The 6,201-nt window shown below is 36.5% G+C and carries 11 protein-coding genes; 2 read left to right on the plus strand and 9 right to left on the minus strand.

All coding sequences use genetic code 11. The features are described 5' to 3' along the window. The coding region (locus ACFILT_RS02980; protein WP_375679550.1) for a hypothetical protein at window positions 1-282 on the minus strand (282 nt) is incomplete at its 3' end. 346 nt (window positions 283-628) lie between these two features. Between ACFILT_RS02980 and ACFILT_RS02985 the strand changes: the two genes are divergently transcribed. After that, window positions 629-811 (plus strand): type II toxin-antitoxin system HicA family toxin, encoded by a 183-nt coding sequence (locus ACFILT_RS02985; protein WP_375679322.1) that lies wholly within the window; start codon window positions 629-631, stop codon window positions 809-811. A gap of 20 nt (window positions 812-831) precedes the next feature. Further along, window positions 832-1,254 carry a type II toxin-antitoxin system HicB family antitoxin gene (locus ACFILT_RS02990; protein WP_375679541.1) on the plus strand — a complete coding sequence of 141 codons (423 nt, stop codon included), beginning with the start codon at window positions 832-834 and terminating at the stop codon, window positions 1,252-1,254. 2 nt (window positions 1,255-1,256) lie between these two features. On the opposite strand, the gene ACFILT_RS02995 is transcribed toward ACFILT_RS02990, so the two are convergent. The 8 genes from ACFILT_RS02995 to ACFILT_RS03030 form a co-directional block, all read right to left on the minus strand. Further along, a complete protein-coding gene (locus tag ACFILT_RS02995) occupies window positions 1,257-1,799 on the minus strand; it encodes a hypothetical protein (RefSeq protein ID WP_375679542.1) in 543 nt (180 codons plus the stop codon). A gap of 10 nt (window positions 1,800-1,809) precedes the next feature. Then, window positions 1,810-2,256: a single-stranded DNA-binding protein gene (ssb, locus tag ACFILT_RS03000; protein WP_375679543.1), complete on the minus strand. Its 447-nt coding sequence runs from the start codon at window positions 2,254-2,256 to the stop codon at window positions 1,810-1,812. 140 nt (window positions 2,257-2,396) lie between these two features. Continuing rightward, window positions 2,397-2,777, minus strand: coding sequence for a helix-turn-helix domain-containing protein (locus ACFILT_RS03005; protein ID WP_375679544.1), 381 nt, complete (start codon window positions 2,775-2,777; stop codon window positions 2,397-2,399). Between the two features lie 245 nt (window positions 2,778-3,022). Then, complete coding sequence (locus ACFILT_RS03010; RefSeq protein WP_375679545.1) at window positions 3,023-3,538, minus strand: hypothetical protein; 516 nt, start codon at window positions 3,536-3,538, stop codon at window positions 3,023-3,025. Continuing rightward, complete coding sequence (locus ACFILT_RS03015; protein ID WP_375679546.1) at window positions 3,525-3,872, minus strand: hypothetical protein; 348 nt, start codon at window positions 3,870-3,872, stop codon at window positions 3,525-3,527. The genes ACFILT_RS03010 and ACFILT_RS03015 overlap by 14 nt, the downstream gene beginning before the upstream one ends. Before the next feature lie 181 nt (window positions 3,873-4,053). Then, on the minus strand, window positions 4,054-4,503 hold the full coding sequence (locus ACFILT_RS03020; protein WP_375679547.1) for a hypothetical protein: 450 nt from the start codon (window positions 4,501-4,503) through the stop codon (window positions 4,054-4,056). Continuing rightward, complete coding sequence (locus tag ACFILT_RS03025; RefSeq protein ID WP_375679548.1) at window positions 4,424-5,569, minus strand: DUF1376 domain-containing protein; 1,146 nt, start codon at window positions 5,567-5,569, stop codon at window positions 4,424-4,426. The genes ACFILT_RS03020 and ACFILT_RS03025 overlap by 80 nt, the downstream gene beginning before the upstream one ends. Next, window positions 5,562-6,038: a crossover junction endodeoxyribonuclease RuvC gene (locus ACFILT_RS03030; RefSeq protein ID WP_375679549.1), complete on the minus strand. Its 477-nt coding sequence runs from the start codon at window positions 6,036-6,038 to the stop codon at window positions 5,562-5,564. The genes ACFILT_RS03025 and ACFILT_RS03030 overlap by 8 nt, the downstream gene beginning before the upstream one ends. Window positions 6,039-6,201: the final 163 nt, after the last annotated feature.

The raw sequence follows: 6,201 nt of genomic DNA on the forward strand, positions 1-6,201 counted from the left end.
TTTAGATGCTTTTGGCTGTTCGAGTGGAATTTCCTCTGTCACTGGTTCAGACGATGTTTGTACGGCTTCTTGTTCTATCTGCTTAATTTGTTCAACCGTCTTGTCAGGTTTTGCTGTTGTCTTGACTCCAATAAAAGGTTTTACAGCATTAGCGCGCTTGAGACGTGCGTAGACTTGATTGGAAACTTCAACAAATGGATTATTGGGTGTTGATGGTTCAAAGCGAACAGTGCTTTTATTGTCTCCAACAACACACATTGGTTTAGTGATGACAGCTTTCATCATTGCTCCTTTTGCGTCATAATTAATGACATCATTAGTCAATTATTGATTTTTGTTATTTGAAAAATAGATTAGTCAGAATTCCCCAGAAAACAGGGCTTTCTAGCCACGTTTCAAGATCACATTTTACTAAATTTTTAGAGGATATTTTTGAATTTTGGACGCAATTCGACCAGTACAGCAGCGTCATTAAATACGACTTTTCACATATTGTCAACAAAAAAAATCAATATATTGTGTTTTTTTATTTTTTTACCTAAATATGGTGTTTTAAAAGATGTCCTTTATTTTCCTTCAATACAACATTTATGTTGCATGGAAACATTTTAGATGTTATATTATTATAATGAATAGTCAAGAATTGAAAAGATATCTTATAAAGCATGGTTGCAGTTTTACTTCAGGGAAGGGAGGGCATTTGCTTGTAAAGCGTGGTGCTAAAAAGTCCGTTTTACCTATGCATGGTACGCGAAAAGAATTAGGAACAGGATTAGTCCAGAAGATTCTTAAAGATCTTGACCTAAAATAAGCCTGAATATGGAGGTGTAAATGAAATATGCAATCAAATTTATCAAAGATGACAATGATACTCTTCTTGTCGTTTGCAAAGACTTTCAAGAATTTATTACCTATGGTAACGATGAAAAAGAAGCTTTAGAAAATGCTAAAAACGCACTTTTAACAGTTATTATGGGGCGTTTCCAAGATCGTGAATTTGTTCCGTGTGGTATTTATGATGTTACCTATCCTTTTGTTGAAGTCTCTTCATTGGTCACTTTAAAAATTGCAATACATAACGCTATGATTGAAAAAGACTTACGCAAAGCTGATCTTGTGCGTCTTTTAAAACTTCACCCAATACAAATTGACCGATTGTTGGATTTAAACCATGCAACAAAATTAGATGCCTTAGAATCCACTCTCATTGCTCTTGGAAAAGAGATCTCTATTAATATTCAAAATGCTGCTTGAATTTAGCGGTTTTGTGTAAAATGTTTATGAAGCGCATTAAGAGCAATGCGCAATGAAAGCACAAGGTGTGGTAGTGATTGATCTTCTATGACAAGATATTGTAATGCGGCATGAAGGTTATATTGACGGTGTAAACATTGAGCTTCTTGAACAACATCTTTTACAGCTAAAAGATGTTCTGTTGCCTTCTGTACCCATTTCTCTCTTGCTCCGTTATCAGAAGTTGTAGGCATTTCATCATAAATTGCATTTGGTAAGGCTTTTGCACATAGGTAATTGTTTTTCACTTCAAGATATTTTTGTGCAGCATCATACTGATCTTGATTAATCACACCTTGCAGATAAAGCCGTCCGATATAGGTAGCGGAAAGCGGATTTTTAGCATCTTCTATGGTCAAACCAAATCGCTTGGCACGCATTTCAATTGCCAATTTATCAATCGGTTCACGCGGTATTTTTGCTCGCGAGATACGACCATTGGGTTCTCTGAGACATCCATTAATACGAGGACGTCCACGTTTTGCATGTTTTTTTCTTTTAGCCATATTTTTTCAATCAGAATGGCATGCTATCGTTAAGAGCTGTTCTATAATCTTGAGCACCTGAAGCGATAGCATAATTTTGAGAAGTAATGGGTGAAGGGAATGCCGATTGCTCTTTTTTGGCATCAAGCAAATACAACTCGCCTTTGAATTGTGGTAAGACAATCTCTGTTGTGTAACGGTCATGACCATTTTTATCTTGCCATTTACGTGTTTGTAATTTGCCTTCTATGTAAACCTTTGAACCTTTACTGAGATACTGAAGAGCAATTTTTGCTAAATGTGGATTAAAAACCACAATGGAGTGCCATTCCGTTTTATCTATTTTTTGATTGGTCTTTTTATCAGTATAGCTTTCAGAAGTTGCTATACTAAAATTGACTATTTCAGCTCCAGAATTCATTGTCTTGCTTTCGGGATCAGCACCGAGGCGTCCGATTAACATCACTTTATTTAGCATGTTTTAGTTACCTTAAATTTATATTTAAATATGTAAAAATCTTAGCATAATTTTATTATTTTTTCAATTATTTCAATAATATATTATTAATTATTAACATATAACATTACGTTTTGTGGTGTACGTATAAGATAAGGAGATCAAGGGATTTTATTTTTCAAGCAGCGTTTTTTTTCCATTCTCACCATAAATTCCTTAAACTCTGTTAGCTCTTGTTGTGAAAGGTGCTTAAACGTTCTACAAAACGTGTTAGCCATTTTATGGTTAAGTGGATCAGAAGAATTCATTATAAAATTCTTTCGGCAAATATCAGCCTCTTTTCTTAAAAGAGAAGCCATGTTTTGATCTAAAGCGTACAGCTTTATGATCTTTTCTTCCATTCCTACTGGAACAGATTTCTTGCCAATCTCAACAGAAGATAAAAATGCTACAGATATGCCTAGTTTATCAGCCATATCTAAGAGCCGTTCAAAGCGATCAAGGCGAATTTTGCGTAAAGTTTTGCCAAATAGTGTAAGCATGTGATTAAAACTCCTATTCATGCAATCAAGCTGCTTTGAGAAATGATATTGTGTTTTTTTCAAAAATTTCTTTGACTTTTCCATAAAGTATAGCCTTGCCGCCTGGATATCTTAATGGTGAGCAGATATGAGTCATCGTTACGTGCCTTTTTAGGTGTTTTTTGATGTTTTGTTGATTTCATCAATCGATGTTAAGAAGATACAATATCGATTAACCAAAACAGTCTTATAAATCGGAAACTTTACTATGGCTTTTTAGTACAAGACTGTAGTATGTAGATGGATATGTTTATTAAATTGCGTGTACGAAACATAAGAAACAATACACAGCATAAAAAATAGTACCAAAGTACAATGTCTAAATACCCAAATACGGTATCCAATGAAAAAGAAAACTGGTGTTCCACGTGCTTAGAAGTGACAGGCAAAGAAACAGCCTCTTCATAACTATTTGGAAAAATTAAAACGACAAGCGCTAAAATTATTATATTTAAAAGTCTGTGCATATACTGTTGTAAATCACGTGTTAGTTTCACCCAACCCGTTGTATCATCATCTTTATATTTTGGATTAATTTGCAATTCAAAAGGAATATGAGAATTGCATAAAATTACAAAAATATTTGTTATTATTATCAAACCAAAAGATGCAAATATCAAAATACTTTGGATAAAGTAGGGATTTTTTTTAATTCCTAAAAAACATAAAAATATAAAAGTTATTATGCCAAATAAGGCTCTTAGCTGTTTATCTGTAAACATATTCATTTCCTGCACTTTTTGATAGTTTTTTTATCTCTCTGTTGATCTCGTCTATAAGAGGCTCGTAATCGAGAACGCTTTTTGGCAATTTTCCCCCATAAACCCATGCTTTTACTTGCGCTTTGGTACTAAAATCTGCCTTCTCTGGTACGGTGTAGTACTGACCACCGTCAAACTTTTCACACTCTCTTGTGCCGTCTTCATATTCATAGAGGTTGTAAAAATACTCCTCTGCTCCATCTCCCCAAGGAACATACCCAACAGCCGTTGCAACCCACTTTTTTTGCATGGGCTGTTTATGATTTGTTAAGAACAGTTGTTTTAAAATTTCCATGTTTTTAGTCCATAATTTTACCAATAGGTTAATTTACCTTAAATTTGACCGTACAGAGCGTTTTGTATTACTGGTGTGTTTTCATCATAAAATCTTTAAATCGCTTTGTACGGTACATTTTTGATGATTTAAACGCATATCTAATCACAAAACCATCAGCACTTTTCACTAGTTTGCTGTTTTAAGCCGCTTTTGAATTGCTACTGTTATGTTGCTCTTCACTAGGCTTGCCTATTCTCATGCATGAAATGCGCTTGCCTCCTAAGGCTAGGTTACGCGTATTTTCAACAGCGATAAAAACCTTCTCAGCAACCCCATAAAGCCCGCTTTCTAAATCACGACAATACTGCACCAGATCAGCACATGAGGGGACAAAGGTTGTTGACATACCTTTTGCCTCACCACGGATAAGATTTTTAACAGCTTGCAACAAAGACCAGAGTGAGATGCCGTTAAGAGCCGCGATATAAGCCTTTGCACGTGCCTCTGGATTTGAAACTTTTTGCATTGTCAAACCGCCTTCAAGCACATCAAGAGCCTCTGCAATATCTTCAACAGACGCTTTCAAGGTAAGTAAGTTTTGAACTGTCTGATAAGCTTCCAAAGCTTGTTCTTCTAGGGCTGGTGTCAATTTCACGCCACTGATCAAGGTCCAAGGATAATCCCTTGTTACGCATTGCGCCATCTGATCTGCACTGTTTTGAAGCGGATTCACTAAATCCTGCTCTACGGATAAGGTTACGGATTGTTTCTCCGGTACCACCGCGAGTTCTTTGATCTTTTGAAAAGTTTCCATTGTTTCCACCATTGTTGTTCGTGTTTTTTATTTTTTCTAAATCATCAACCGCCTTGCGTATCCAGTTACGCCATGTTGCTTGCCAATCGATTTTGGTTGCATTTGCTCCGGCTTTTGAACGCCAGTAATCTCGAAACTTTGCAATTTCTACTTTCACACGCTCTGAAGGCAAACCCGCTTCGATTGCAAAATCGTAATCAGGTTCAAAGTCTTCAGGCAATCGACAGCCTCTATCGGCTTTAGACCGCTTGGCTTTTTGGGAAATGTTCTCTTGCTCGTGAATGGGAGGTTGGTTGTCTACACCTGTTGTGATTTGCTCTGATGTGATCTCAACAGCAGCAACCTCTGTTGGCTCGTCAACCAAATCAATTGTTTCTAAATTTTCAGAACCAATTTCTTTTTTTGCTAAAACGATAGTTTTAGTTTTTTTATATATATTATTCTTATTCTGGTTCTTTATAGCTAGATTTTGCTTGTCGTTTGCTTCAGCAAAAAAAACGTTTTGCTTATCATTTGCTTCAGCAAAATTATTAATATGTTGTTTTATATTATTTTTTGCTTTTGCACCTTTTTTACCAGCCTCACTACGAACTTGCGATATGTGCTCTTTTTTATCAGCAAAATCGTTCAGCTCTTCTTCAACGCGTGTATTCCACAATCCATTATCTGTCTCAACAAGTTTATCATTCCTCATTAAGTATTCGACAATAGCTGCAAATTTTTTCTGCGAACAATGACAAACGCGTGCAAGCGTTTCAAAATCTGTTTTAAGTGGTTCTTTTTTTTCATACATGCAAACGAGAAGGGTTATATAAACCCCCCGTTGTTCAGATGTCATTCCATTTGTACCACTTATCCAGTCATACAAATGGAATCTTATCCATGGCATACCATTAGACATGCGCATCCCCTTCTTTCATTAAATATAAAATTGCCAAAGCATCTGCTTCGTTGTCGTCACAAGGCGCGTGACCTTTTGCACGCATTGCCTTAATCATTTCTGCTTTTGAGGCATTTCCTTTGCCTGTCATTGCTTTCTTAATGGTACCAACGGGAATGCCTTCATACGGTATCTGATGATGTTCACACCACGCCGTTAATGTTGCTAGAAAGCCCCCATAAACATGAGAAGCGTCTGTCCCCACATGCCGACGTACCTCTTCAAAATACACCGCATCAATTTCATCAACAGACCTCTTTAGTTCAGAAAGCCATTTCTTAAAGCGCAAGTAACGCATGCCACCGCCTTCAAAACGGCGTGATTGAAAATGTTCTGTATCACTTGTGATAAAACCATCTGCATCACGAAGCGCCCAGCCAGTCTTAGTGCCTAGATCAAGACAGAGAATGGTTTGTGCATTAGTGATCATAATCCCCCCCTTAAGGCTTTACGTATTTATATGCGTGCTATGACAGAGCGTGTTGTGACTGCTTGTCTTGCAAAAATGTTTTTGAAAAAGTATCCTCCCAACGATTCTAAAAAAGTGGGGGGAGTTATGATGCAAGAATGGATAGTTGATAAGGTTGTATTCT

It is taken from the genome of Bartonella sp. AP7XZML (assembly GCF_042195745.1).
Classification (GTDB): Bacteria; Pseudomonadota; Alphaproteobacteria; order Rhizobiales; family Rhizobiaceae; genus Bartonella.